The 24,863-nt window shown below is 54.6% G+C and carries 15 protein-coding genes and 1 pseudogene; 11 read left to right on the plus strand and 5 right to left on the minus strand.

Annotated elements, in window-relative coordinates:
* The first annotated feature begins 9 nt into the window (after positions 1-9).
* From wecB to P0Y58_23235, 10 genes and pseudogenes are all read left to right on the plus strand, one after another.
* Positions 10-1,152, plus strand: coding sequence for a UDP-N-acetylglucosamine 2-epimerase (non-hydrolyzing) (gene wecB, locus P0Y58_23190; protein WEK29764.1), 1,143 nt, complete (start codon positions 10-12; stop codon positions 1,150-1,152).
* Positions 1,149-2,411, plus strand: a complete 1,263-nt coding sequence (wecC, locus tag P0Y58_23195) for a UDP-N-acetyl-D-mannosamine dehydrogenase (GenBank protein ID WEK29765.1) — start codon at positions 1,149-1,151, stop codon at positions 2,409-2,411. Before wecB ends, wecC begins: the two co-directional genes overlap by 4 nt.
* 13 nt (positions 2,412-2,424) lie before the next feature.
* On the plus strand, positions 2,425-8,880 hold the full coding sequence (locus P0Y58_23200; GenBank protein ID WEK29766.1) for a glycosyltransferase: 6,456 nt from the start codon (positions 2,425-2,427) through the stop codon (positions 8,878-8,880).
* Positions 8,881-9,035: 155 nt separating this feature from the next.
* Positions 9,036-11,246, plus strand: a complete 2,211-nt coding sequence (locus P0Y58_23205) for a heparinase II/III family protein (GenBank protein WEK29767.1) — start codon at positions 9,036-9,038, stop codon at positions 11,244-11,246.
* 16 nt (positions 11,247-11,262) lie between these two features.
* Positions 11,263-11,649 (plus strand): hypothetical protein, encoded by a 387-nt coding sequence (locus tag P0Y58_23210; GenBank protein WEK29768.1) that lies wholly within the window; start codon positions 11,263-11,265, stop codon positions 11,647-11,649.
* Between the two features lie 57 nt (positions 11,650-11,706).
* Positions 11,707-13,458 (plus strand): hypothetical protein, encoded by a 1,752-nt coding sequence (locus tag P0Y58_23215; protein ID WEK29769.1) that lies wholly within the window; start codon positions 11,707-11,709, stop codon positions 13,456-13,458.
* Positions 13,455-14,675 (plus strand): glycosyltransferase family 4 protein, encoded by a 1,221-nt coding sequence (locus tag P0Y58_23220; protein WEK29770.1) that lies wholly within the window; start codon positions 13,455-13,457, stop codon positions 14,673-14,675. The genes P0Y58_23215 and P0Y58_23220 overlap by 4 nt, the downstream gene beginning before the upstream one ends.
* The gene (locus P0Y58_23225) at positions 14,648-15,883 is read left to right on the plus strand and encodes a glycosyltransferase family 4 protein (protein WEK29771.1); all 1,236 of its coding nucleotides are present in this window, start codon (positions 14,648-14,650) and stop codon (positions 15,881-15,883) included. The genes P0Y58_23220 and P0Y58_23225 overlap by 28 nt, the downstream gene beginning before the upstream one ends.
* 64 nt (positions 15,884-15,947) lie before the next feature.
* On the plus strand, positions 15,948-16,295 hold the full coding sequence (locus tag P0Y58_23230; protein WEK29772.1) for a hypothetical protein: 348 nt from the start codon (positions 15,948-15,950) through the stop codon (positions 16,293-16,295).
* 51 nt (positions 16,296-16,346) lie between these two features.
* Positions 16,347-16,505 (plus strand): annotated as a pseudogene (locus P0Y58_23235) (antibiotic acetyltransferase).
* Positions 16,506-16,728: 223 nt separating this feature from the next.
* Here the strand turns inward: P0Y58_23235 and P0Y58_23240 are convergent.
* Positions 16,729-17,961, minus strand: coding sequence for a hypothetical protein (locus P0Y58_23240; protein WEK29773.1), 1,233 nt, complete (start codon positions 17,959-17,961; stop codon positions 16,729-16,731).
* 606 nt (positions 17,962-18,567) lie between these two features.
* On the opposite strand from P0Y58_23240, the gene P0Y58_23245 reads away from it, so the two are divergent.
* Entirely contained in the window at positions 18,568-19,659 is a 1,092-nt protein-coding gene (locus P0Y58_23245) for a DUF6270 domain-containing protein (protein WEK29774.1), read from the plus strand.
* Positions 19,660-19,861: 202 nt separating this feature from the next.
* Here P0Y58_23245 and rfbA read toward each other — a convergent pair whose 3' ends face one another.
* The 4 genes from rfbA to P0Y58_23265 form a co-directional block, all read right to left on the minus strand.
* Positions 19,862-20,743, minus strand: coding sequence for a glucose-1-phosphate thymidylyltransferase RfbA (rfbA, locus tag P0Y58_23250; GenBank protein WEK33384.1), 882 nt, complete (start codon positions 20,741-20,743; stop codon positions 19,862-19,864).
* Between the two features lie 5 nt (positions 20,744-20,748).
* Entirely contained in the window at positions 20,749-21,645 is an 897-nt protein-coding gene (gene rfbD, locus P0Y58_23255; protein WEK29775.1) for a dTDP-4-dehydrorhamnose reductase, read from the minus strand.
* Positions 21,642-22,712 (minus strand): dTDP-glucose 4,6-dehydratase, encoded by a 1,071-nt coding sequence (gene rfbB, locus P0Y58_23260; GenBank protein ID WEK29776.1) that lies wholly within the window; start codon positions 22,710-22,712, stop codon positions 21,642-21,644. Before rfbB ends, rfbD begins: the two co-directional genes overlap by 4 nt.
* 102 nt (positions 22,713-22,814) lie before the next feature.
* Positions 22,815-24,812, minus strand: coding sequence for a nucleoside-diphosphate sugar epimerase/dehydratase (locus tag P0Y58_23265; GenBank protein ID WEK29777.1), 1,998 nt, complete (start codon positions 24,810-24,812; stop codon positions 22,815-22,817).
* Positions 24,813-24,863: the final 51 nt, after the last annotated feature.

Here is a 24,863-nt window from a genome sequence, read left to right on the forward strand (position 1 = left end):
ACCGTCGCCGTGTCCCTCAAGACCCTCACCGTATTTGGCACCCGCCCAGAAGCCATCAAAATGGCGCCTTTGGCCCTCAACCTCGCCCAGGACGACCGCTTCGAGTCGCGCGTCTGCGTCACTGGCCAGCACCGCCAGATGCTTGACCAGGTACTGGAGCTGTTCGAGATCACGCCCGACTACGACTTGAACATCATGAAGCCCGGCCAGGACCTGACCGACGTGACCACTGCCATCCTGCAGGGTCTGAAACCTGTGCTGGCCGAGTTCAAGCCCGACGTGGTGCTGGTGCACGGCGACACCGCAACAACCCTGGCCACCAGCCTGGCCGCCTACTATCAGCAGATTCCGATCGCCCACGTGGAAGCAGGCCTGCGCACCGGCAACCTGTACTCGCCGTGGCCGGAAGAAGGCAACCGCCGCCTGACCGGCGCCCTGGCCGCCCTGCACTTCGCGCCAACCTCCACCTCGCAGGACAACCTGCTGCGTGAAGGCACTGACGCCGCGACCATCTACACCACCGGCAACACGGTGATCGATGCGCTGCTGGAAGTCGTCCGCAAGCTGGAAAGCCCGGCCTTGAAAAACCAGTTCGAAGCCCAGTTCAGCTTCCTGAACCCGGAGCGCCGCATGGTGCTGGTAACCGGCCACCGCCGCGAAAACTTCGGTGACGGCTTCGAGCGCATCTGCCAGGCCTTGGTGCAAACCGCGCGTCAATTCCCTGACGTGGACATCGTCTACCCGGTACACCTCAACCCGAACGTGCGTGAACCGGTGAACCGCCTGCTGGCCGACGTCAACAACATTCACCTGATCGAACCGCTGGATTACCTACCGTTCGTTTACCTGATGACCCGCTCATACCTGATCCTGACCGACTCCGGCGGCATTCAGGAAGAAGCGCCTGCCCTGGGCAAGCCGGTACTGGTCATGCGTGACACCACCGAGCGCCCGGAAGCCGTGGCCGCCGGTACCGTCAAGCTGGTCGGCACCGACGTGGCATCGATCACCGAAAACCTGGCAAAACTGCTCACCGACGAAGCGACCTACCGCGAGATGAGCGTCGCCCACAACCCCTACGGCGATGGAAAAGCGTGCGCGCGAATCCTCGACGCACTCTCCGCATTTTCCAACTCCAAGGATGCAGCATGAGCTTCAACAAGATTTCCGTCGTAGGCCTGGGCTATATCGGCCTGCCAACCGCCGCCGTTTTCGCCGCCCGCAAGAAGCAAGTGATCGGTATCGATGTTAACCAGCACGCGGTCGACACCATCAACCGTGGCGAAATCCACATCGTCGAGCCTGAGCTGGACATGGTGGTACACGCTGCCGTGACCGAAGGCTACCTGCGCGCCTCCACCGTGCCGGAAGCGGCTGATGCCTTCCTGATCGCCGTGCCGACCCCGTTCATGGACGATCACCAGCCGGACCTGAGCTACATCGAGTCCGCCAGCAAGGCCATCGCGCCGGTGCTGAAAAAGGGTGACCTGGTCATCCTGGAATCCACCTCCCCGGTTGGCGCTACCGAGCAGATGGCGTTCTGGCTGGCACAAGCCCGCCCAGACCTGAGCTTCCCGCAGACCCACGGTGAAGACTCCGACGTCCGTATCGCCCACTGCCCTGAGCGCGTACTGCCAGGCCACGTGCTGCGCGAGCTGGTGGAAAACGATCGCATCATCGGCGGCATGACCAAGAAGTGCTCGGAAGCGGCCGTACGCCTGTACCGCACCTTCGTTGAAGGCGAGTGCATCATCACCAACGCCCGTACTGCCGAAATGTGCAAGCTGACCGAAAACAGCTTCCGCGACGTGAACATTGCCTTCGCCAACGAGCTGTCGATCATCTGCGACAAGCTGGACATCGACGTGTGGGAGCTGATTCGCCTGGCCAACCACCACCCGCGCGTGAACATTCTGCAGCCAGGCCCGGGTGTAGGCGGCCACTGCATCGCCGTCGATCCATGGTTCATCGTCAGCCAGACCCCAGAGCAGGCCCGCCTGATCCGCACCGCCCGTGTGGTCAACGACAGCAAGCCTGAGTGGGTGATCGACAAGGTCAAGATGGCCCTGGCCAACTTCCTGATCAAGAACCCAGGCAAGTCGGCCCACCAAGTGAAAATCGCCTGCTACGGCCTGGCCTTCAAGGCCGACATCGACGACCTGCGCGAAAGCCCGGCCCTGAGCATTGCCGAGCGCCTGGGCAACGAGCTGGAAGCCACCCTGCAACTGGTCGAGCCGAACATCGAAGCCCTGCCACAGCGCCTGGCGCGCCACGAGCACGTGGACTTCATCTACGCCCAGGACAGCGCCGACATTCACGTACTGCTGGTGAAGCACCGCGAGTTCCGCGAAACCTTCAACGTACGCGATGCTGCCTTCGTGATCGACGCCGCTGGCGTAACCCAGGGCTGATGGACCAAACCGCATGAACAACCCCACGCTTGAGAAACCTACCGTGAACACAGAGCTGCCTTCACCTTTGGCCGATATTCATGACCGCGTGATGGAAGCCTATTACGGCAAGCTGGGGGATCAGTTCATGCGGGAGACGCAGGCCCGCATCCACTGGATCTGCGCCCAGGTCAAAGGGCGCCGGATTCTGGATGTTGGCTGCTCGCAGGGCATCGTGCCCCTGCTGCTGGCGCGTGAGGGTTGCCAGGTTACCGGCGTGGACACCAGCCCGCAGGCCATTGAAGAGGCCAAGGGTTACCTGTCTGCCGAACCTGCCCACATCCAGCAGAACGTCACGTACATCAATTCAGACTTCCTCGCGCTGGATACGCTCGAGGTTGAACCGGACACCGTTGTCATCAGCGAAGTGCTCGAACACCTGGTACGTCCGGAGCTGTTCGTGGAAAAGGCCAATGAACTGCTCAAGCAGGGCGGCCGGCTGGTGATCACCGTACCGTTCGGGGTCAATGATTTTATTGACCACAAGCATACGTTCTACCTGATGGAACCGTTCCGGCTGCTGGCCGAGTACTTGCAGATCGTCGAAGTGAAGATGCTGGGCAAGTGGCTGGGCATTGTGGCGGTCAAGAACGAGGCGCATAAGCCGGGGACCATCGACTCGCTGACTGTTGAGCGTGTGCGGGAGCTGGAAAAGGCGTTTGAGTCGATTGAGCGTACCCTGCGCGAGAACCTCGGTTCGATCGGCGCTCGCTTGGCAGACGCCAACAAGAAGTATCGGAGTGCTACCGAGCAGATTGCCCAGCTCAAGCCAGAAGCACAAAAAACCGATGCGCTGGCAAAGCAACTGCAAACGCGCGATGCAGATATTGCGACGCTGCAGCAGGCCAACCGCGAAATACTCGACGCCAAGGCAAAGCGGGTGCAAGAACTTGAGGAGATCAAGGAGCGCCTGGATGACGCCAACAGAAAGTACCGCCTGGCCACTGAACAGCTTTCCCTGCTGAAACCCGAAGCCCAGAAAGCCGAGGCCCTGACTCGCCAGCTTCAAGATCGCGATGCGCATATCGCCGCTACCGAGCAAGCTAATCGAGAGGCCCTTGAAGCTAGTGCTCGCAATATTCATGAACTGAATGACGCGTTGGATTCGCTCAAGCTGCAACTGGTTGAGGCTGATGAAAAATGCCTCGTCACTGCCGAACAGTATGCGCAACTGCAACAGCAGATTGCAGCGCTTGAAGAAGCTCAAGGCCAACGGGCTCAAGAGCTGGACGCTCTGCAACAATCCTTGCTCGTCCTCGAAGAGCAATTGCTGACGACCGACCAGCAACGTGCAGTTGCTGAAGAGCTGGCAGCCAGCGAAACGGCCAGGATTGCAGCGCTACAGGCTCAACACGACGCGCTGGAAAGCCAGCTTCGGGAGATGACCGCGCTTCAAGTCAAAGGCCAGTCTGACAACACTGCACTGAATGAAGCTGTAACCGGCATTGAAAAACAGCGTAACGAGCTGGAAAGCCAGCTTGAAACATTGACTGAGCAGCTTGCCCAGGCCCAGCAGATCAACGATGGCCACGTAGAGACAATCACTACGCTGCGTGCGCAGCAAGCCGCTCTGCAAGCCAAGCTGGAGAACCAGCGGCAAGCGGCAGCTGATCTTCAGTCACAGGCTGAGCAAATAAACGCAGGCCATGTAGACACCATCACGGCGCTGCGCGCCCAGCAGGCAGCCCTTCAAGCTGCACTGGAAAACCAGCAGCAGGCGTCAGCCGAAAACCAATCCATAGCGGATCAGGCAAACGCCGCGCATGAACGCACCATTACAACCCTGCAAGCACAACAGGCGGAGCTGCAAGCCGCACTTGAGCGCCAGACTGAACAGCAGACTCAAGCAGACCAAGTTAATACAGACCACGTAGAAACCATCACCACCCTGCGCGCGCACCAGTCAGCTTTGGAAGCTGAACTGGAAGGCCTCACACAGGCAATGATTGCACTACGCGAACAAGCCGAGCAGGCCGATGCAATCCGCCTCGAAACCATCTCAGCACTGCAATCCAGTATCAACGAGCTGGATACGCAGATTGCTGAGACCGTCGAGTCGCGAGACAAGACGCTCGAGGTGAATACGGATTACCTCGACACAATTGCAAGCCTGCGCGAACTCCAAACGACGATGGAGAACGCGCTGGAGAATCAGAAACAGGCATTGAGCATCCTGCAAACCGAGAGCAGTCGGGACATTGCCGAGAAAGACGAATGCATCGCCACGCTACACAAGCGCCAAGCGGAACTGGAAGCCGAACTTGAAAGCGAGTTGGAGTATATGAACGAATTGCAGGCCCAAACCCAGCGGGCCGACGCTGCACAGGCCGAAACCATTGCCCTGTTGAAAGCACGTCAAGCTGAACTGGAAGCCGACCTGGGTAATCAGCGCCAAGCGATGAAGCAGGCGTACGCGGCCCAGACGGAAACAGTAACTGCTCTGCAAAACCGCCAGTCTGAGCTGGAAAACCAGTTGCTGGAAGTGAGCGAAACCCAAGCACGTGGCGAGCGCGAGCATGCTGCCCAAGCAAACACTATCCATACCCTGGTGGAACTGCGGAACGGCTTTGAAGAGCAAGTGCATGCACTGACCCAGGCCAACGCCCAAGCGCATGAAGCGCAGGCAGGACAAGCTGAGGCGATCGCCTCGCTCAATCAGGCCAAGGACGCACTGGTCGAACAGCTGATGCTCGAAACCGCTAGCCGCCAGGCTGCAGAAGCCAGCCTGGCAGCCACCAATGAACAGTGGCAAGGCCTGCGCATGCAGCTGGAGAACGAACTCAACTCCTCGAAAGCAGGCTTAGGTGCGGCGAATTTAAAATACCGCACCGTCAGCACTGAGCAGATCCCTCAGCTCAAGGCCAACCTCAATCAGTTGCTGGATCGCAGCGCAGCGCAGCAGCGCAAGATCGACGAGCTTAATGCCAATCTGGAGCGTGCGAATACGCAGCGCCATCTGGCGGAACAACGTCTGGTCAAGACGCGCACCAGCATGACCTATCAGCTGGGCTACCAGATCAAAAACAGTGCTAACTCGCTGGGTGGTTTGGTCAGGCTGCCTGTACGCCTGCTGCGCCTGTATCGCAAAGCCAACCTGCAACGCCAGCAAAATGAACAAAAGCGCATCACCAATGAGCCGATGAAGGCTCTGCTGCCTCCCGCACCAGTCGTGCAGGATGAGAACTACCTTAAGCTGCCAGAAGCTCTGCCTACCAGTGAACAGAGCCGCTCTACCCTGCTGCGCCAAGCCGACCAACCGGTAAGCCGCCTGAGAATGGCGTGCGTGATGGATGAGTTCACCTTCGGCTCGTATCGTTACGAATGTGACCTGATGCAGCTCACACCCGCCAACTGGAAAGCTGAACTGGAGGGCTTCCGCCCCGAACTGCTGTTCATCGAATCCGCCTGGCGCGGCAAGGATGAACTGTGGGGCAGTAAGGTTGGCCACAACAGCCAGGAGTTGCAAGACATCCTGAACTGGTGCCGCCAGAACAAGGTGCCAACCGTATTCTGGAACAAGGAAGACCCGGTTCACTTCGAGACCTTCCTGACCACTGCCAAGCAGTTCGATCACGTGTTCACCACCGACATCGACTGCATTCACCGCTACAAAGGTGCACTCGGCCACGAACGCGTCTACCTGCTACCGTTCGCTTGCCAGCCAGCGCTGCACAACCCGATCGAGTTGTACGAGCGCAAGGACGCCTTCTGCTTCGCCGGCGCATACTATGCCCGCTACCCGGAGCGTACCCGCGACCTGGGCAACTTCGTGTGCGAACTGCCGAAATTCCGCCCGCTGGAAATCTTCGACCGCAACTTCGGCAAGAACGACGCGAACTACCAGTTCCCCGAGGAATACCAGCCGTACATCGTGGGCACCCTGCCCTTCGAAAAAATCGACACGGCGTACAAGGGCTACCGCTACGCGATCAACCTGAACTCGATCAAGCAATCGCAATCGATGTTCGCCCGTCGCGTATTCGAACTGCTGGGTTGCAACACCATTACCGTCAGCAACTTCTCCCGCGGTGTGCGCCTGCTGTTCGGCGACCTGGTGGTCACCACCGACAACGGCGAAGAAATGCTGCGCCGCCTGCAGTTGCTGGCCGAAGACCCGCTCAACAGTGACAAGCTGAAGCTCGCCGCACTGCGTAAAGTCATGCAAGAGCACACTTACACCCAGCGTCTGGAATACGTGCTGAGCAAAGTCACTGGCACCGTCAAGGCTCAGCGCCTGCCGGAAATCGTGGTCGTTGCCGAAGCGCAGGATCGTCAGCAGTTCGACATGCTGCGCGCCCACCTCGACCGCCAGACCTACAGCCAGGTCCGCATGGTGATTATCACTGATGCTTACCAGAGCAGCATCGTCAGCGACGATCCACGCATTCTGGTGCTCAAACCTGCCCAACTGAAAAAATCCAGCCTTGGCGAACTCGTGGGTAATACGCCTTGGGTTGCCGGATTTGTACCGGGTGACTACTACGGCCCTAACTACCTGCTGGACCTCGCACTGGCTACCCGCTACAGCCAGGCGCAGGTTATTGGTAAATCAGCCCACTTCACCGGCAATGGGCAAGACGCGCAGCTGCAGTCGAATGAGCTGGCGTATCGCCCGGCTCATTCGCTGAGCGCACGTCGCTCTCTGGTGGCCACCGAAATCGTTGCCGGCCAGCCGCTGCGCAGCTGGTTGAAGAGCCTGCCATCGCTGCAGTACACCCACGATCAGGGCCTGGCGATCGATCCGTTCAACTATTGCGAGAACGGCGCCGCACAACACGAAGCTATCAGCGCCAAGGTGGACGACCTTGAGCTGAACCTCGGCATGACCATCGACCAGCTTCAAGCGCGTGCCCAGGCCATTGCACCACTGGAAGACAGCCACGACTCACCGGAGATCACGGGACGCGAGCTGGCCGACATGTTCGGCGCCAAGCACAGCAAGTCCCTTAACTTGGCAGTGGATGTAGACAACTGGCGCATCAGTTCCACGCTGGCAGATGGCAAGCATGAGTATGTGTACGCCCTCAAGGAAGTCGGCCTGGATCAGCTGAACCTCGAAGACCGACAGTTGAAGCTGTACCTCGACTGCACGCCTGGCCTGAACCTGCAACTGGTGGTGCTGTTCCTCGATGCTGAAAAGCAGCGGATCAGCCACGTGATGCAACACGCCAACCGCAACCAAACCTCCGAGGTACCGCCTGAAGCCGCCTTCGTGCGCTTCGGCCTGCGTGCCTACGCAGCTGGCAATACCGAGATCAAGGCGCTGGTGCTGGGCCACCGCGACCTGCAACCTTCGGAGATGCTGGGCCGCTCGAAGCATCTGGTGGTTACCAACCACTACCCTGCTTATGCCGACTTGTATCGCAACGGCTTTGTTCACAGCCGAGTGATGGCCTATCAGGAACAGAACCTGAATGTCGACATCTTCCGCCTGCGCAAGAACGAGGCTGTCAGCTATCACGAGTTCCAGAACGTGGACGTGGTCACCGGCTGCCAGACCACCCTGACCAAGATGCTGGAAAGCGGCCAGTACAAGAGCGTGCTGGTGCACTTCCTGGACCCGGAAATGTGGGAAGTGCTTAAGCGCTTCACTCACATGGTCAAGGTAGTAGTCTGGGTGCACGGTGCAGAAGTACAGCCTTGGTGGCGTCGCGAGTACAACTACTCGGATGAAAGCCAGCTGGCAGTGGCGAAAGTCGAGAGCGAAAAGCGCATGGCGTTCTGGCGCGAGACGTTGAGCAACATGCCAGCCAACCTGAAGCTGGTCTTCGTATCGCGCTACTTCGCCGAAGAAGTGATGGAAGATGTAGGCTTCCGCATTCCGGAAGACCGCTACGAGATCATCCACAACCCGATTGATACGGAAACCTTTTCGTACCAGGAAAAGCCGGAAGAACAGCGTCTGAAACTGCTGTCCATCCGCCCTTATGCATCAGCCAAGTACGCTAACGACCTCAGTGTCCGGGCGATCGAGCTGCTGGCGCAGAAGCCGTACTTCAAGGACCTTGAGTTCCGCATGATCGGTGATGGCGTGCTGTTCGAAGACACCCTCGCCCCGTTGCGCAAATTCAGCAACGTAACGATTGAACGCGGCTTCCTCAAGCATCAAGAGATTGCTGCGCTGCACAAACAGTACGGCCTGTTCCTCTGCCCTACACGTATGGACGCCCAAGGGGTATCCCGAGACGAGGCAATGGCTTCCGGCCTTATCGCTGTGACAAACGCTGTTACAGCGATCCCGGAGTTTGTCGATGACGAGTGTGGGATTCTTGCCGCCGGCGATGACGCCCAGGGAATGGCTGACGGCATCGCGCGAGTGATCGAGTCACCGGAACTGTTCCGCAAGATATCCGCTGCTGCGCGTGTGCGTGTTGAAAAACAGACCGCCAAGCATTCAATCATTACCCGTGAAATCGAGCTGATTCGATAAGGATGACCCTACAGCCGAATTAACGGCCAGGACCTTTGACCGCGCGGCAGCAAGCCTGCCGCAGCGGTTCATGGATCATCCATCGACAAGCTTTTGAGCGCCGCCAGCACCATTGAGGCTGAGCCTTTTCACTTATTTAGAATATTTACGAAGACATGCTCAAGATAATCCGCGATCGCTTCTTCAAAGAAGACGAAATCGAGGCCACGCCGGTATCCTTGGTTGACAAGCCGGCGTTGGACTTTCTCTCCGACCGGGACATTCTCGATTACAGGTCGTTCTGCAACCGCGGCAGCGAAACCGATGAGCCACTGCCCCTTCAGGGCTTCAGTGGCAACGCGCGTGCTGCGATGGAAAACGACAACCCGGTATTTACCTTCAACGGTAATGCCAGCGTCTACCAGGTTCGCTTCAAGCTGCCACGCAGTTTTCGCGGCAACGGCCTGCACCTGCGTTTCCGTCTTTCCGATTGGGAGAAACTGAACTACATCGGGGTTGGCTACACCTTCGAAGGTAGCTACCGCCATGTGAAGATCGTGAATGCCGCACGTGGACAATGGGTTGATTTCACCATCGGCCACAATGATCTGGCATTCGGCATTCAGAATGACTGGGAAACTCCAGCGGCCTGCGACATTGAAGAAATCAAGCTCTATTTCAAAGGGCAGCCAAAGGCTGAAGGCTCCGCGCTGGAGCTCGAGCGCCTGACCTGCTGGCATGAAAACGAAGCGCCAACTGCGTGGCTGACAGAAGGTTTTGCAAGAGAGCCTCTTTCCGAGGCGCTTTGCGATTCGCTATATGCCTACATGGAGAAGTGCTTCAAGGATGTGCCGACGCAGGCTAATGACTATCTGCAGAAAGGCGTCTGCCCGCTCTACGGAAACATCGGTCTGGATTGGGATTGGCAACATACGCTACCAGACGCGCTGGATGAGGTTGGCACCTACCGCTTCTCGTGGCATTCGCTGCATCCCGCAATCATCTTGATGCTGCATGCACGGCATGAGGGGAGCGTAGCGCCCCTCTTCCCCGCTCGGGAGTTCATCAGTAACTGGCTGGAACGCAGCTATTTTAATGCTGATGAAGACCGAAAATTTGCCTGGTATGACCACGGTACCGCTGAGCGGCTGTTGGCATTCTTGCTGATCTGGGATATTGGAGTTCGGCAGCAGTTCGAACACCGCTTTATGGTTCGTCTGCGTTCGGCCATCTTCAAACATGCCCAGTTGCTGGCATCGGAAATGTTCTACGCCTCCCACCAGGCGTCGCGCTACCACAACCATGCATGGTTCCAGGACATGGCATTGCTGGCGACCAGCCTGGCCATGCCCGACTTCCCGTGCGCCGAGCGTTGGCAAGCGCTGGCACTGTCACGCCTGACCGACCAGCTGGATACGCTGATCGTTCGCGACAACGGCTATGCCGTGTTCGTTGAAAACTCAATTGGCTACCACCAGGGTGTACAGCGGCTGATCGCTTTCGCCGGTGAACTGGCCCAGCAGAGTTCGCATGTCACGACCATTCCGACGGTTGCCGAAGAACTGCTGAAGTTCTCGGACTTCCTGCGCTACCCGGACAACCGCTCTCCAGCCCAGGGCGACACCTTCCGCCGCGCCAATCCGGATCTGGAAACGGTACGCAACAGCAAGAATTACCCTGAACCATCGGCAACGATCCTGCCAACGGCCGGCTACGCCATCATCAAGGGTAATCACGCGCAAACTGCGTACATGCTGACCATGTTTGCAACGTCGCTGTGCAAGACCCACAAGCACCAGGACAACTTGTCCTTCACGCTGTTCATGGATGGTATCGAGTGGCTCATCGATCCGAGCTTCTACTCGCACGAGTATCTCAAGCCTGTCCAGAACTTCCTGAGGGGAGCCTACTCGCACAACAACCCGGTTATCGCCGATGTGCCTTACAGCATCGAACCTGGCCACGCCCAATTGTCCGGGGAAGTGGTTGAAAATGGCTTTAGCCTGAATGGCTCGCATGACGCGTTTGAAGACACACTCATCAAACGTGGCATCACCGGTTACCTCGACCGGCTGCAGCTCGAGATCAGCGATGAGATCAATGCAACGCTGAAAGACAAGCCTATGTTCAGCCTGTTCCACTGCGGTGACGGCACTCAGGTAATCAAAACCGAAGAAGGCGTAGAGATTCGTCACCCTGCGTCCAGTTATCGAATCACCATCGCTTCGAACTGCCCCTGCACAATCGTCACAGGCTGGAACGATGATCAACTTGTGAAAGGCATCAGCGGCGTTGGATTCATGCAACAAATTGACACGTCGATGGTTGCATTCGAAATGAAGAACGCTGCAAAAGCGCAATTTACCATTACTGCTCACCACAACTGAAAATTACGGATTAAACATGAAAAAGATTGCCCTGTATTCGATTCTTGCTCTCTTCTTGACTGCTTGTGATGCGCCAAACGTAGCTAAAGTAGATCTGAAGGAAGGTAAACAAATCACCTTCAACAACGTAACAACAACCAAAAGCTACACAGCCACCAAGGATGATCAAGATCGTCAGCTACACTTTTTCGAAACCTCAACAGATCTGAATACCACGTATCAGGACTTTACCAAAAACTTCGAAACAAACGGCTACAAACCGAACGTTAGAACCCAAAACGAGTCCCTGATTCAGGTTTATTACAAGAAACCGAACGCAGCACTCATCGTTGCCAACTTCAAGCAGATGCAACCTAAGGAAGGCCCGGCGAGTCAGGCAGTTATTTCCTGGCAGTTGAACTAAACACGAACGCCCCGAAGATTAACTCAGGCCAAAAAACCTGAAGCAAGGCAAGTTATTATGAGCGAAATTAAAGCTGTGAATTTCAACGCTGGCCGCTGGATGTATTCCGTTGCCAACAAAATAACTCGCATAATCCCGGGGCTCACTCTCACCATTATACTTTTGACTTTAGCTGCTCAGATCAGTCTTCTGGCAGCATCGTTTCTACCACTCAAAGCGATCATCCTAATCGGGTCGCCAAATATCCCATCTTATTTCCCTAACTACCTCAAAGAATTCGAGCGAAAAGACCTCTTTCTTTTACTGTGCAGCACAGCAGTCCTTTTTTATTTACTTTACGTGCTATCTGAAGCACTTATCAAAAAACTAACAAAACTCGGCAGTGAACAGCTCATCCTTAACAGTCGAAAAATGATTCTATTCGACGGCCAGAATGAAGTCGCGAGCAAAGCCTATTTAAGGTTTACACGTAGCCTGGCTGCCATTGTATTTCTTAGTCTGACCATTGCGGCTCTCGGGTACATTTACCTGGAGCTTACTATTGCCACAATCGCATTCTGGGTATGCTGGGGTATTGCCACAAAACTAAAAAAACAAATTAAAAAGAGTGGCAAAATTTCCAGCAATGATAGCAATCCCGAATCAATTAACCCTCTTGGCTCAATTGGTTTTTTCGCAGCATTCTCTTATCTCGCTTACGACCTACTCTCTGACACACCCCCAAAGTTACTACCAGCAATCATTGGCATTCTCCTGACCCGCCAAATCATGCAGCGTGCGACACTGCTTATACAAGATTTAACCTCCCTCAAAAATCAACACCTGCAGATATCGGCATTGTTTTTCAATGACCATAAGCTACCCAGCGAGGCCCGTGGCAAACCAGAAAAATTTTGGAGCCTATTTACCAACGACAGTGTAAATCAGTGGATAGACGAACTGCTTCAGGAAGCGACTGAAACTCGGTATGCAAAGCATGAGACCAAGTGGCACCAGACAGGAATTCATGATGTTTTTGCAGTTGAGGTAACAAGCGAAACAGACTCAGGGGACAAACACATGTTCCTTGTTAAAGTTTTCAATACTAATAGAACCACCTTGGCAATTAATGAAGCGACTCTCCTAACGGAGCCGAACCTCGATGGTATTCCGACAGCTAGCCTTATTCAGGCCACGCTCCTTGATGGGTTCCATTGCCATATTTTTTCTGTGCAATCGCTTAATAAAATTCCGCCAGTACAAACGGGGATTCATCAAGCTGCCTCTGCAAAAATCCTAATGCGCTTCGCTCCGCCGCAGAGCTTGATTCAGAAATACTCTCGCTCTCGCCCGCTGCTGTGGGACCGCCTGAATGACACGACTCTCAATGGTTTTGGCACAGCGTTAGACGGCAACGAGCAGGCGCATGAATTCAAGAAGTTTCTCAAGTTAAAACACCAAATTCGGGAAGCACTCCGTAGCACCCCGCTCTTTATTAGTAACAGCCAAATCGGTAAAGACCAAATACTAATTTCTGATACGGGTGAATTGAGCATAAGTTATTGGGGTAACTGGAGCTTAGAGCCTATAGGTGCTTCACTCCCGGTCAAAAATCTGTCAGCAAACCTACCTTCATTAATGGCGGACTTGCAGCAAAATCGCGATGACATGCAACAGATGAGTGAAGAACATTTTATGCTTGCTGCGCTTTGCTTCAATCTTGATCAACTCCTATCGAGACAGCACTACCTGTCCGCATCAGAGTTACTCCCGGAAATTACGGCACTAATAACGTCGATTGAGACCGACTCTCTTGCGGTGATCCAATGAAGCGTATAGCCATGGTTGTGTGGAATGAATTCCTCAACGACGCACGTGTTCTTAAAGAAGCAGAAACACTTCAGCGTTCGGGTTATCAAGTGTGTGTTTTTGCCTTGCATACACCAGGGGTAACGAAAGCCAATGAGCGTCTAGCTGATGGAATTGAAGTCATTCGCATAGCACGGAGCCCTTTCTGGAAATGGCGCAAGTCAGTGCGTAATAAAGCTTCCACTGAAGGGCCAAGCAACCACAAACGTAAAATAAGCGTGAAGCACCAGGTTCTTCGAATCATCACGAGAGCCTGGACCCACCTTTGCTTAATGGTACAGATGCTTCGCTATAAAGCGGACGTAGTGCACGCTCATGATGTAAATACATTGCCTACAGCATGGCTGGCCGCGAAACTCGGCAAGTCACACTTGGTTTATGATGCACATGAAATTAGCACCAGTCGCGAGGGCTACAACAGCTTCCGCCGTCTAGTAGCACTTATTGAAAAATGGCTGATGCCTAAAGCGGACGGAACTATAACCACTACCGACGCAAGGGCTAAGTTTTTCGCTCGCGCCTATCAAGTCAAACGCCCTACTGTTTTACAAAACCGCCCACGCTTTATTGCTTCTGAGGCAACAAATCGCATCCGCGACGAGCTCGACCTTGACCAACCCTGGCCGATAATTCTCTACCAAGGTGGATTGCAGCAAGGCCGCGGTCTGGAAAAGCTCATTCAAGCTGCATCGCTGGTTCCGAATGCCTATTTTGTGTTTATTGGCGGCGGGCGCCTGACTCAGGCGCTGATTCAATTGAGTAGGGACAGCGGCTTACAGGACCGTATTTATTTCATACCTACGGTCAGCCTTGCAGACTTACCGAGCTATACAGCGTCAGCAGACATTGGCGTTCAGCCTATTGAAAACACTTGCCTAAACCACTACACCACTGACTCGAACAAGCTATTCGAGTACCTGACAGCTGGTTTGCCGGTAGTAGCTACAAACTTTCCTGAGATACGGAAAATTGTACAGCGAAATGAGGTAGGCTTGCTTATCCCCCACAGTGATCCGGTGGCATTAGCCGCCGCTCTAAATGAACTCGTGTCAGATTCCGCACTGCGGTCCAAGTTTGCCAGTAATGCGCGGATAACCGCTCACCGGTTGAACTGGGAGGAACAGGAGGCACGCTTGGTCCAACTGTATGAATGCGTCGTCAGAGCGCAGACCAAGTAATGATCTCAAAAATCCTGTTACTAAGCTTCTACTTCCCACCGGACTTATCGGCAGGCTCGTTCAGAGCTGGCGCTCTGGTCAAAGCTTTGCGCGAAGAGCTCGGCCCCCACGTAGAAATTGAAATCATAACCACGCAACCAAATCGCTATCATTCGTTTACGGCAAACGCGGTCAGCGTAGAGCGCTCTGAAAATCTGACAATTCGTCGTATTCAAATTCCAGCACACCGCAGCGGTATTAAAGACCAAACCTGGGCTTTTGCGTGTTTTGCTATCAATACTCTAAAGCTGACCTACGGCAAGCGCTACGACTTAGTCTTTTCAACCTCTTCCCGTTTGATGACGGCTTCGCTAGGAGCATTGATCTCAAAGCGCAGCCGTTGTGCTCTCTACCTGGATATCCGCGATATCTTTGTGGACACTGTTCGTGATTTGTTGCCAACTCGATGGGGCCGATTAGCAGCGTCCATTTTTTCTCCACTGGAGCGTTGGACAATAAACACCGCCGTACGAGTAAATCTCATCTCACCGGGCTTTCTACCATATTTCGCAACTCGCTACCCAGGCAGATCTTTCGCATTCTACACAAACGGTGTTGATGAACTATTCATCAAAAACCCTTCTACCCAGTTGGTATCGCTACCAGAGTCGAGCCCGAGTAGATTGAAGATTGTATATGCCGGAAATATCGGCGCAGGCCAAGGTCTGCACCGAATAATACCTCAGCTGGCTCAACGATTGGGTGACAGAGCTGAGTTTCATTTAATTGGAGCAGGTAGCGCGCTCTCAACTCTGATGCGGGCATTAGAGGATGCGGGCATCAGCAACGTAAGAATATCCACACCTATGAAAAGGGACCAGTTGTTACGGGTATACCAAGAGGCTGATGTTCTTTTCTTACACCTCAACGATCAGAAAGCTTTTCGACGTGTGCTACCCTCAAAATTATTTGAATACGCTGCAACTAACAAACCTATATGGGGCGGCTTGTCTGGCTATGCAAATCGATTCGCTAAAAAGCGCATAAAAAACGTCGCGCTATTTTCTCCTTGCGACGCAGAAAGCGCGATCACTGCGTTAAAAGGACTAAAACTCCATAACACATCTAGATTAGAATTTGTCGCTGAATTTTCACGCAGCACAATCAAGAAAAAAATGGCACAAGATATAATTAAATCTTCAAAAAGCAAAACAAATACATTATTTTAAACCCACATGAAACAAAACACAAAGCACACTACTCACAAAAAAACAACACGAAGAGCGAATTCAAGTGACCAAGCACGCAGCCATTCCGATTATTACTGCTCTTGCCCAGCACAAAATTGGGATTTCGCGTAAGCCTGCGACTGCCACACCAACAGCGGTGTTGAGCAATGAAATCAGCTTCCCCTTGAATGTCGCGCTTGAGCCTTACTGTCGTTTGACCGTTCACGACAACCTATATTCTGCCGAAAACTTTAGTTATTGGCTTTCTTCTATACCAGCATCTGTCTCAATAGGGCGCTACTGCTCTGTTTCAACGGCCACTCGGGCATTAGGACCTCGCCACCCTCATGAACGAGATTCATCTTCACCTTTCACTGAGAGTTTTCAAATTCACTCAAAACTCGACGAATAAAAGAACTTTGCTCCTACGCCTTATCTGAGTACAGGTAAGTACGGAATACCAATTGGCAATGGTGTTTGGAGCGGTGAGGGCATTACGACTCCAGGCAGTGTGACAATTGGAGATGGGGCGGTGGTCGCGGGAAGCTCCCACATTGTCAAAGACGTGGAGCCTTATACTATAGTCGGTGGAAATCCGGCCAAGTTCATAAAAATGAGATTCGAATCCACAGCCCTGTTATGCGCTACAAAAAATTCAGTGGTGGAAATACAAGTTTCTGGACTTTGGTGGTTTCGATCTGGAGAACCCTGACATCTTCGTTTCGCAGCTCAGGCAAAAAATATCTGAAGGCACTGTACAGCAGTATAATCCAAAAAAATCACACCTAAAGATTTCGTGTAACTTAGATGCGGCAGGCGATAGAGTGAAGGCCTGCCGTCCGATCTCAGACTATTTGACTTTTTACGCCGGCCTTCAACTCCATAGGAACGTTAAACAAGTGAGGCCCCGCAACTTCTGCAAATGAAGCAAAATTCAATTGCGACTTAGTGCGCGTGTATTCAAGAACAGACGTCAACAAGTTTTGATCCACACCCCAGTTAAACCAGTGGGCGTTGTAGCAAGCAGAAAAACCGAGCTCCATTAATTTGAAGAACTCTCTAGCTGCTTCAGTATTGTTAACCCACACACTGCCAGCCATGCTACGCAACCAAGGAAATGCCCACTGAGCACTTTTATTCTTGTGTTGAAGGAAACTGACATCAATAAAGCTCAGCTTGTTGATCGCACTCGATGGGTCTTGGGTTAACTGGAAATCCAAATCAGTAATCAACAATGGCAGCCGATAGTGTTCACTCAGGCGCCTGGCAATAAGGAATCTCGATTGCGCAAAATATGATTTTTTATCCAGTACCTCATCAATCTCTTCATAGGTCACATTCAATTCAGAGAAAAAATTTTTCGACTTAGCTAGGGTAGCGTCGATAAAGTCAAGTCCCTCAGATTTTTCCTTCACCCAGTGAACATGGATACCACCAAATAACCCAGATCCCTTTTCGGCAATCGATCTGGCATAATTTTCCAAAAACCGATTAATGTACAGAGCATTCCCTGCTACCACCGCAACCGGGCCTCCGACAAAAGTGCGAACCTCACTCAAAAACTTCAATGAAGTCTCGCCACCTTTATAAGAAGGCTGCTCAAAAGCAGCAAGGGCTGGCAAAGCCCGAGACAAACTCATGAATGCGGTTATGCAATTATTACGACCTACGATACTATTTGCTTTATTAAAATAGTAAACCCCTAGATCATAACGCCCCGCTGCGACATGAGATGCGCCCAGCATTGCGTAAGCAGACGGGATGTTAAATCCATTCCTTACATCCAACTCCAGCTCAGCAATAAGCTCGTCGACATCAGATCCGGAACTGAGCCTGCTATCAAGCTTTGCAATTTTTGCTAGTTCATAAAGACGCTGTCGACTGTGGGGCTTATCCGCAAAATGCAGATGCTTGGACAGTTCTTCAACTTTCTGAAGTTCAGCATCTGTTAATTTCTTCCCTCGGACCACACGCCACTGTTCAGCTGTAAGCTGATCGCAGAATGGCTTCCCTGCAGGTGACAAATCCGCTTCGCCTTTGGCTATAAGTTCCTCTGCGGCACTCAGAACGGCTTCCATTAACGGTCCTCGGTATAAAAAACAGTATCATATCTCATTCCCTTTAGAAATTTCCATGACTATTAGACCTGAATTATACACTGCAGGAAGCACTGAGCTTAGCCGCCTCCCCTTCGATGGGCACTCTATATTCAAACAGAGTCGCTTGGCAGCATCAATTCCTCACTTCCAATATAACCATATCAAACCCAATCCATTTCAGTCCAAACACCTCCCTTCGGCACAACTAAGAATGCACTACGCCGTGCCTAGCCCGCCATCAAGCCGGAGAGAGTGTGAGCACAGCGAAGAAACATGAGATTCAACTCACCCTACGTCGAAAAAAACTTGATATCACCTAAAAAAAATGGTAATAAATTTGTCATTCCACCTAGCTTTTTCACAACACATCACATGCTGATGAGGGCATTTGAAGGACAGCCTAAACAATCGGTATCAACCAGTCGTCAAGGCGAGTGATTCAGGAGATAAGCGCAGGAAGCAAGAATCAAAATGAACTATGCGACATTTAAACTGTATGTCGAATGCTTTACCTTAACGTAATTTGTGAGCCTGCCGAGGCGAGACATCCGGCACAAAGACTCACTTAAGAAGGCTTAATAAATAGTGATCAAGAACTTACTAATATATGGTAGCTGTGTATCCCGAGACATCTTTAACTTAGAAGAAAGCCGGGATTTTAAGCTAACCGATTACTATGCACGTTCATCTATGGCGTCATTATACAGTGAGCCGTTTGAGAACGATGATGCGTTGAGCCGCATCCCTTCAGCATTTCGCCGACGCATGGTCGCATGTGATTTTTCAAAGGAAATTTTATCTGCCAAGGATAAATTCTGCAACGCTGACGTCATCTTGATCGACCTTATCGACGAACGATTTGACCTCATATCCTTGCCTTCTGGACAGCTAATCACCAACTCTAACGAGTTAGCTGAAAGTTCTCTTTTAACTGACGAAAGCGTAACCGGCTACACAACCATTAAACAGAGCACCCCTGAGCGCCGTGAGCTTTGGCTTCAAGGGATGCAGAAGTTTTTCGGCTTTCTTAAAGAAATAAATAAGCTTGATCAAGTCATCGTCAACAAAGTTTTCTGGTCATCCAAATTCGAAGTAAAAACGGACACCCCTTTCCCGGTAGCACGCCCATTCATTGACAAAGCCAACCAAGAACTGAGCTGGATGTATGAGGCTTTGCGAAGCATATTGCGAGAGGATCAGTTTCTCGACTTCAGCCCATCTATTATGACTGCTGACGAGCATCACCGCTGGGGACCTTCCGCATTTCATTACTGCAGCAACTATTACAGAGAAGCACTCGCACAAATCATCACTAAGACTGTCGCCCCCAGTGAAACAAGCGAACAGCGCCCAGCAGGCCCTCATTCTCCACTGGTTTCTTCTGGCGTGAAGCTCAATGTTGCCGCCTACAGAACAAATGATGAAATTTTCGCACACTGCTCCCTTGTCAAGGACGGATCAATTCACGAATCAGGATGCTTTGCATTTTATTTGGTTGTGAACGGTGCACGCCACACAGTTCGCTGGTACGATGCGTCCCCGAATGCAAGATTCGAGGTTCCAGACAACACTTCAAATCTTGAAATAGTCGCTTTCTATAAAGACATCCTAGAGGATCAGATGTCTACTAAATGTACCGTAAAGCTTCTTGATGGCTTACAGAACAGCAGTTACTGAGATCCCTTCAGCCAAAAAAAAACGTGACACATATTAAGTGTGTCACGTCAGTTAATTGCAATATCAGCTTCGGAGTTACGACATGTGTACGAGCTACCAGAGCAAGCGTAAACTCCAGCTCAGCATTAGCGGAATACATACTTCGATGTCCCGCCATGCTGGATTTATGTCACACTAAAAAGTCAAGATAAGGTCGACAGACTTAATAAACCCTATCCCCCAGCAACCGCTTCAAATACTGCCCATACCCATTCTTCGCCAAGGGCTCAGCCAGCTTCAACAGCTGCTCCGCCCCTATCCACCCCTGCCTGTACGACACCTCTTCCGGGCAAGCCACCTTCAACCCCTGCCGCCGCTCAATGGTCGCGATATACCCGCTAGCCTCCAGCAACGAGTCATGCGTCCCAGTATCCAGCCAGGCATACCCACGCCCCATGATCTCCACCGACAGTCGGTTCTGCTCCAGGTACACCCGGTTCAGGTCGGTAATCTCCAACTCGCCCCGTGGGGACGGCTTGATGCCCTTGGCAATCTCGACCACGTCCTTGTCGTAGAAGTACAAACCGGTCACGGCATAGCTGGACTTTGGCTTGGCGGGCTTTTCTTCCAGGCTGATCGCCTTGCCCTTGTCATCGAACTCGACCACGCCATAACGCTCGGGGTCGTGCACGTGGTAGGCGAACACACTGGCACCTTCATCGCGGTCCATGGCGTTGCGCAGCAACTGCTGGAAATCATGGCCGTAATAGATGTTGTCGCCCAGCACCAGCGCCGACAGGTCGTTGCCGATGAAGTCTTCACCAATCAGGAAGGCTTGTGCCAGGCCGTCCGGAGAAGCCTGCACGGCGTAGGTAATATTGATGCCCCACTGGTGACCATCACCCAGCAACTGCTCGAAGCGCGGGGTGTCTTGCGGGGTGGAGATGATCAGGATGTCCTGAATGCCCGCCAGCATCAGTGTGGTCAGCGGGTAGTAGATCATCGGTTTGTCGTACACCGGCAGCAGCTGCTTGGAAATCGCCAGGGTCGCAGGGTGCAGGCGGGTACCCGACCCGCCCGCCAGAATGATGCCTTTACGGTTCATGGTGGTCATTTCTCGTGTATTTCCGTGAGCATGCGGGCCACTCCCTGGCGCCAGTCTGGCAGGGTCAGGGCAAAAGCCTTCTGCAGTTTGTGGGTATCAAGACGTGAATTGGCCGGTCGCTTGGCCGGGGTCGGGTAGGCGTCGGTCGTCAACGGGTTGACCTGTTCTGCCTGGGCTTTCAACACGACACCTTGTGCCGCCGCCTGCTGGAGCACGAAGCGGGCGTAGCCGCACCAGGTGGTTTCACCGCCGGCCGCCAGGTGGTAGACGCCGGCCAGGGCCGGGTTAGCGCGGGTGGCGGTGATGGCGTGGGCGCTGATGTCGGCAATCAGCTCAGCACCGGTCGGGGCGCCGTGCTGGTCGTCGATCACGCCGAGACTGTCGCGTTCGCCAGCAAGGCGCAGCATGGTCTTGGCAAAGTTGTTGCCGCGTGCGGCATACACCCAGCAGGTGCGGAAGATCAGGTGCTGGCAGCCGCTGGCCTGGATGGCTTGCTCGCCAGCCAGCTTGCTTTCGCCGTAGGTGTTCAGCGGGCCGACGCTGTCGTCTTCGCGCCAGGGCTGGGTGCCCTGCCCCGGGAATACGTAGTCGGTGGAGTAATGCACCAGCAATGCGCCGCAATCGGCGGCGGCACGGGCCAACACGCCAACGGCTTCGGCGTTCACCTTGAAGGCTTGCTCGCGGTCGCTTTCGGCCTTGTCGACGGCAGTGTAGGCGGCGGCGTTGACGATCACATCAGGGGCGTAGGCGCGCACGGTTTCGGCCAGGCCTGGCAGGTTGGCCAGGTCGCCGCAGTGGGCCTGGCTGCGGCTATTCAGCGCCAGCACCTCGCCCAGCGGGGCCAGGCTGCGTTGCAGCTCCCAACCTACCTGGCCGTCCTTGCCCAGTAGCAGAATCTTCATGCCGAACGCCCTGCGTAGTTTTTCTCTACCCAGTCGCGGTAGCTGCCGGACTGCACGTTCTGCACCCACTCCTGGTTGTCGAGGTACCAGGCCACGGTCTTGCGAATGCCGGTTTCGAAGGTTTCGGCCGGTTTCCAGCCCAGCTCGCGCTCCAGCTTGCGGGCGTCGATGGCGTAGCGGCGGTCATGGCCGGGGCGGTCGGTCACGTAGATGATCTGCTCGGCGTAGAGCTTGCCGTCGTCGCGCGGGCGCAGTTCGTCCAGCAGCGCGCAGACGCGGTTGACGATTTCCAGGTTGGGCTTTTCGTTCCAGCCACCCACGTTGTACACCTCGCCCAGGGCGCCGGCTTCCAGCACGCGGCGGATGGCGCTGCAGTGGTCTTTCACGTAAAGCCAGTCGCGAATCTGCTGGCCGTCGCCGTATACCGGCAGCGGCTTGCCGGCCAGGGCGTTGACGATCATCAGCGGAATGAGCTTTTCCGGGAAATGGTACGGGCCGTAGTTGTTCGAACAGTTGGTGGTCAGCACCGGCAGGCCGTAGGTGTGGTGGTACGAGCGCACCAGGTGGTCGCTGGCAGCCTTGCTGGCCGAGTACGGGCTGTTGGGCTGGTACTGGTGGGTTTCGGTGAAGGCCGGTTCGTCGGCTGCCAGCGAGCCGTACACTTCGTCGGTGGATACGTGCAGGAAGCGGAACGCCTGGCGGGCCTGTTCATCCAGGCCACCCCAATGGGCACGCACGGCTTCCAGCAGGCGGAAGGTGCCGACGATATTGGTTTCGATGAAGTCTTCCGGGCCGTGGATCGAGCGGTCGACGTGGGACTCGGCAGCAAAATTGACGATTGCCCGCGGCTGGTGCTCCTTGAGCAGGCGAGCGACCAGTTCGGAGTCGCCAATGTCGCCGTGCACGAAGATGTGGCGTTTATCGCCCTGCAGGCTGCTCAGGGTCTGCAGGTTGCCTGCGTAGGTGAGTTTGTCTAGGTTGACCACGGGCTCATCGCTACCGGCCAGCCAGTCCAGCACGAAGTTCGCGCCAATGAAACCCGCACCACCAGTTACCAGAATAGTCATCGTTCAGTTCTTCCCAATTCCTGCATTCAAACTTCGCAACGTTTGAAGTTCATGTTGGCGCTGCTTTGCCGGCAACGCCTGTTCTGTTCGTAGGTACAGCGCTCAGGGATCCAGGCGCCGGCGCTGGTACAGCCAATCGACAATTTCCCCACCGGGCACGTAACCGCTGACGGTGTCGCGCAGCAACTGGCGTACAGTGGCAAAGTCATCCACCGCAGTGGCTGCACGCAGCGCGTCCAGGCGTTGCTTCAGCACGTCCCAGGTCAGGTAGTCTTCGTTGGCACTCATGATCATGGGGTGGCGCGTGGCAATCACGTTGTCGCCGATCAGCAGTTCTTCATAAAGCTTCTCACCCGGGCGCAGGCCAGTGAAATTGATGGCAATGTCGCCCAGTGGATTGCGCTCGGAGCGGATGCTGAAGCCGGACAGGTGAATCATCTTTTCTGCCAGTTCCACGATCTTCACCGGCTCGCCCATGTCCAGCACGAACACATCGCCGCCCTGCCCCATGGAGCCGGCCTGGATTACCAACTGCGCAGCCTCGGGGATGGTCATGAAGTAGCGGGTGATTTTCGGGTGGGTCACCGTCAGCGGCCCGCCGTGCTTGATCTGTTTGTGGAACAGCGGAATGACCGAGCCCGAAGAGCCCAACACGTTGCCGAAGCGCACCATGGTGAAACGGGTCTTGTTCACCTGCGACACGTTGCCGGTGTCGCCCATCAGCACCGGCGCCAGCTCATTGCTAAGGGCCTGCAGCACCATTTCGGCCAGGCGCTTGGTGCTGCCCATCACGTTGGTGGGGCGTACGGCCTTGTCGGTAGAAATCAGCACGAAGTTGGCCACGCCTGCCTGCAGCGCCGCCTGGGCGGTGTACAGGGTGCCGAACACATTGTTCGACAGGCCTTCGGCAATGTTGTGCTCGACGATAGGCACATGCTTGTAGGCGGCTGCGTGGTAGACGGTGTCTACCTGCCAGGCGCGCATCACGTCCAGCATCTTGGCCTGGTCGCGCACCGAGCCAAGGATGGGGATCAACTGCACGGCCAGGCCTTCGCGCAAGATACGCTGCTCCAGCTCGCCGGCGATGGTGTACAGGTTGAATTCGCTGTGCTCGAACAACAGCAGGGTGCGCGGTGTTTGCCCCAGGATCTGGCGGCACAGTTCGGAGCCGATCGAGCCACCGGCACCGGTCACCATCACGGTCTGGTCGATGATGCAGTGCTGCAGCAGGTCACCTTGCGCAGGCACCGCGTCGCGGCCCAGCAGGTCGGCGATGTCCACTTCCTGGATGTCGTCCACTTTCACCCGGCCGCTGGCCAGGTCCATGAACCCGGGCACACTGCGTACGTGCAGCGGGTAGCCTTCGAGCAGGTTGAGGATTTCGCGGCGGCGGCTGCGGCTGACCGAGGGCAGTGCCAACAGGATTTCTTCTGCGCCGGTGTCGTCGATCATGCGTTGCAGCTGTTCTGGCTTGTACACCTGCAGGCCGGCGATGACCCGGTCAGTGATGCTGCGATCGTCGTCGATGAACGCTACCGGGCGCATGGCCTTGCCCATGCGCAGCGCGGCAACCAGTTGGTTCCCGGCCGCGCCTGCGCCGTAGATGGCAACCCGTGGCAGGCCGTCGTTGCGGTTGGCAAAAGGCACATGCTGCACGGCGGTGGCGAACCAGTCGCCGAGGAAGTACTGACGCATGGCCAGGCGCAGGCCGCCGACCATGATCAGGCTCAGCCACCAGTAGTTGAAGGTGATCGAGCGTGGTACCACGTTCTGGTGGTTGCTGGCCCAGTAGATGATGAAGCCCAGAATCAGCGCCGAAAGGGTTACGGCCTTGATGATGGCGATCAGCGCGTCATTGCCGAAATAGCGCATTACCGCCCGGTACAGCCCAAAGCGGATGAACAGCGGGATCGAGATGATCGGCGCTGTGACGAACAACCAGGTGTGGTCACGGACAGGGTTGGCCAGGTCGTCGATACCCAGGCGCACGACAAACGCCAGCCACAGCGCGAACCAGACCAGAACCACATCAGTCGCTACCTGAATCAGCCGTTTGTGGCGTCGAGGTAGTCCAAGCAGTCTTGAGCGCAGCTTATCCATAGAACCTCTTAAGGCTTTCCAAAGTGACATGTCTACTGTCTTCGTCCTATC

This window comes from Candidatus Pseudomonas phytovorans (genome assembly GCA_029202525.1).
GTDB classification, from domain to species: domain Bacteria; phylum Pseudomonadota; class Gammaproteobacteria; order Pseudomonadales; family Pseudomonadaceae; genus Aquipseudomonas; species Aquipseudomonas phytovorans.

Excerpts from the sequence above, each read along its gene's own strand:
- wecC (WEK29765.1), top strand. The coding sequence starts at position 1,149 with ATGAGCTTCAACAAGATTTCCGTCGTAGGCCTGGGCTATATCGGCCTG.
- P0Y58_23200 (WEK29766.1), top strand. The coding sequence starts at position 2,425 with ATGAACAACCCCACGCTTGAGAAACCTACCGTGAACACAGAGCTGCCT.
- P0Y58_23205 (WEK29767.1), top strand. The coding sequence starts at position 9,036 with ATGCTCAAGATAATCCGCGATCGCTTCTTCAAAGAAGACGAAATCGAG.
- P0Y58_23210 (WEK29768.1), top strand. The coding sequence starts at position 11,263 with ATGAAAAAGATTGCCCTGTATTCGATTCTTGCTCTCTTCTTGACTGCT.
- P0Y58_23215 (WEK29769.1), top strand. The coding sequence starts at position 11,707 with ATGAGCGAAATTAAAGCTGTGAATTTCAACGCTGGCCGCTGGATGTAT.
- P0Y58_23220 (WEK29770.1), top strand. The coding sequence starts at position 13,455 with ATGAAGCGTATAGCCATGGTTGTGTGGAATGAATTCCTCAACGACGCA.
- P0Y58_23225 (WEK29771.1), top strand. The coding sequence starts at position 14,648 with ATGCGTCGTCAGAGCGCAGACCAAGTAATGATCTCAAAAATCCTGTTA.
- P0Y58_23240 (WEK29773.1), bottom strand. The coding sequence starts at position 17,961 with ATGGAAGCCGTTCTGAGTGCCGCAGAGGAACTTATAGCCAAAGGCGAA.
- rfbA (WEK33384.1), bottom strand. The coding sequence starts at position 20,743 with ATGAACCGTAAAGGCATCATTCTGGCGGGCGGGTCGGGTACCCGCCTG.
- rfbD (WEK29775.1), bottom strand. The coding sequence starts at position 21,645 with ATGAAGATTCTGCTACTGGGCAAGGACGGCCAGGTAGGTTGGGAGCTG.
- rfbB (WEK29776.1), bottom strand. The coding sequence starts at position 22,712 with ATGACTATTCTGGTAACTGGTGGTGCGGGTTTCATTGGCGCGAACTTC.
- P0Y58_23265 (WEK29777.1), bottom strand. The coding sequence starts at position 24,812 with ATGGATAAGCTGCGCTCAAGACTGCTTGGACTACCTCGACGCCACAAA.